This is a genomic window from Microcystis sp. M49636_WE2, from assembly GCF_030065375.1.
GTDB classification, from domain to species: Bacteria; Cyanobacteriota; Cyanobacteriia; order Cyanobacteriales; family Microcystaceae; genus Microcystis; species Microcystis aeruginosa_C.
The window spans coordinates 1-2707 of record NZ_JASJFG010000422.1; the positions used below are offsets into that span (position 1 = coordinate 1).

The window sequence follows — 2707 nt, forward strand, 5'->3', positions numbered from 1 at the left end:
AAGTCCTTCCCTGTATGGATTTCAGCTACTTTTGAGCTTAGGTACTCTCATCGAATTTTATTTTAAGTTAATTATTTGCATAACAATTCCCGAAGAGCCTGATTCGTTAACACCCCAACTATTTCCCAGATGAAAATAGGTGCGATATTCTCGCCAATATTCTAATGTTATTAGTAGTTGGTCTTCCGTACTCAATTTGCTCGGTCTGCCAGTCTTTTTTTGCCAAACTTTTTCTGCCTTTAGGACTGTTACCATATCCTTAAATGTATCTGGATACACGCCACACAAGCGTTTGAACTCTGTTGGCTTTAAAGTTTTTACTTGTTCGTAAGTCATCTTTCAATCTTAACTCTTGGACTATTTTATCCTATTTTGTCTAGACTTATGCAAGAGATCTCTTGGAATGCCACAACTACATGGACAAGCGATGCCTGGAATACCACAACAAAATGGACAAGTGATGCTTGGAATGCCACAACAAAATGGGTAAGTGATCTTTGGCCTTTCTCATCTTCATCGGATTTTCTGTCTGTTACAGCCTTTAATGAGATGAATAGTGATTCTATTAATCTTCAACAGACTCTCATTAATAATCCTTGGCAAGCGATCGCTCAATGGACTCCTGAAGCGTGGGAAGCAACCACTCACTGGAGGATGCGGCATGGCAAGCGACAACAGCATGGACTCCTGAAGTGTGGCAAGCGACAACAGTATGGACTTCTGAAGTGTGGCAAGCGACAACAGCATGGACAGATGAGATATGGCAAGCCACCACTCAACTTGATAGTACAACAGGGGATGAAATCCTTTTCGGGACAATTGGCAATGACAATCTAAGTGGCAACGCGGGCAAGGATATTCTCGATGGGTTAGCAGGAAATGATGTTCTTGATGGAGGAGAAGGGAATGATATTATCAAGGGAAGTGCTGGTAATGATAGCCTAACAGGGGGGACAGGTAGCGATAGTTTCGTCTTTGAGAGTCCCACAGAAGGGATAGATACCATCGAAGATTTTGACAGTAGTGAGGGCGATCGCATTGTCATTTCGGCAACGGGTTTTGGCGGAGGATTAATCCCTGATGCGGTTCTCGCAGAATCTCAGTTTGTCTTAGGGACGACGGCGGTTGATAGTGATGACCGATTTATCTATGATCCAGCTACTGGAAATCTGTTCTTCGATCCTGATGGCAATGGTGCTGCACCTCAACAACAGATTGCTATTCTAACAGGCGCACCTAACTTGAGTGCAGGGGATATCTTTATTTCTGGCAATTCAACAACCCCTAGCATCAAAATTACCGCCCCATCTACTAATGTCAGTGACACCAAAGTAACCATTGAATGGAATGCCTTTGATGCTGACTCAGAAGCAACCATTAGCCTATTCTACGACACGGACAATCAAGGATTTGACGGTGTCTTGATCGCTGATCGATTAGCGGAAACCGATGGACAAGGAAGCTTTGTTTGGAATACCGAAAATATTCCCCTAAAAGATTATTTTATCTATGCTCAAATTTCTGATGAAACCCATTCTCCTGTTTTTAGCTACGCCAAAGGACAAGTTTTATTAAAACCTTTGGTAGAGGCGGATTTGTCGGTCACTAAAACCCCTAGTGTTACCTCTGTGGAATTGGGAGAAACTTTTACCTACACGATTCAAGTCACTAATAATGGCTCAGTTACGGCTCAAGGGATAACAATCACGGAAATCTTAGCAGAACCTGTTACTTTTGCTTCTGCCAGTCTTACCCCCTCTCAACAGAGCGACAATGCTTTTACTTTTGATATTGGGGAGCTGCCATCGGGTGAAAGTCAAATAATAGAAGTCACGGCGATCGCTCCTACACTATTAACAGGAACAATCATCTCTAATACCAGTGTTTTAAGTGAAACCAATGATCCTAATCTAACCAATAATGTCGCACTTTTAGCAACTGAGGTCACTGCACCCGCACTCCCAGACTTAGTGGTAACTCGTACTGATAGTTCAGGTGGGGTCAATATTAACTCTCCCTACAGTTATAGCCTAACGGTCACTAACAATGGTTCTGCCACAGCCACAGGGGTTATTCTGACAGAACAATTACCTTCGACAGTTGATGTCATTAGTGCCACGGCTAATGTTCCTGGACTACAGCGCAATCTGGTAGATTTGATTAAGTTCCCACTGAATGCAGGTGAACGAGTAACTCTCGATATTGATGCGAGGACACTGGGATCATCTTTAGATTCTGTCTTGCGCTTGTTTGATTCAACAGGTATTCAATTAAGGGTTAGTGACGACAACCCTGCACCGAATGAACCTTTTAGTCGGGATTCTTATATCGATTTTACCGCTTCGGTTTCTGGGACTTATTACGTCGGGGTGAGTGGCTACTCCAACTTTAGCTACAATCCTTTCATTGATGGCAGTGGAGCTTCAAGTTCTTCATCAGGTAACTATACGCTTGAAATTAAAGTAGGAAGTGGCGGTTCTACCAATCAGGTGGTTTTGGGTGAACCTAATAACTGGACTTCCCCGTTGACAAAAGGCCATAACCTGTGCTGTAGAAAGGATTAAGAGAATTTACAGCGCCCCGTTACTGGGTACAAATCAGGGAAACTCCCAATAAATCTAACGCTTTTTGTTGCAGTTGGGTCGGTCGAGTTATCTTAGAAAAACGATAACTTCCCTCCCTAATCGTACATTCCACTGTATTCAAG

3 protein-coding genes are annotated in these 2707 nt (G+C 43.0%); 2 read left to right on the top strand and 1 reads right to left on the bottom strand.

The features are described from left to right. Positions 1–57: 57 nt before the first annotated feature. Positions 58–336: a helix-turn-helix domain-containing protein gene (locus PX484_RS10080; RefSeq protein WP_288103710.1), complete on the bottom strand. Its 279-nt coding sequence runs from the start codon at positions 334–336 to the stop codon at positions 58–60. Positions 337–384: 48 nt separating this feature from the next. Between PX484_RS10080 and PX484_RS10085 the strand changes: the two genes are divergently transcribed. Next, positions 385–837 (top strand): hypothetical protein, encoded by a 453-nt coding sequence (locus tag PX484_RS10085; protein WP_288103713.1) that lies wholly within the window; start codon positions 385–387, stop codon positions 835–837. Continuing rightward, on the top strand, positions 726–2564 hold the full coding sequence (locus PX484_RS10090) for a CLIPPER-2 domain-containing protein (protein ID WP_288103714.1): 1839 nt from the start codon (positions 726–728) through the stop codon (positions 2562–2564). Before PX484_RS10085 ends, PX484_RS10090 begins: the two co-directional genes overlap by 112 nt. Positions 2565–2707: the final 143 nt, after the last annotated feature.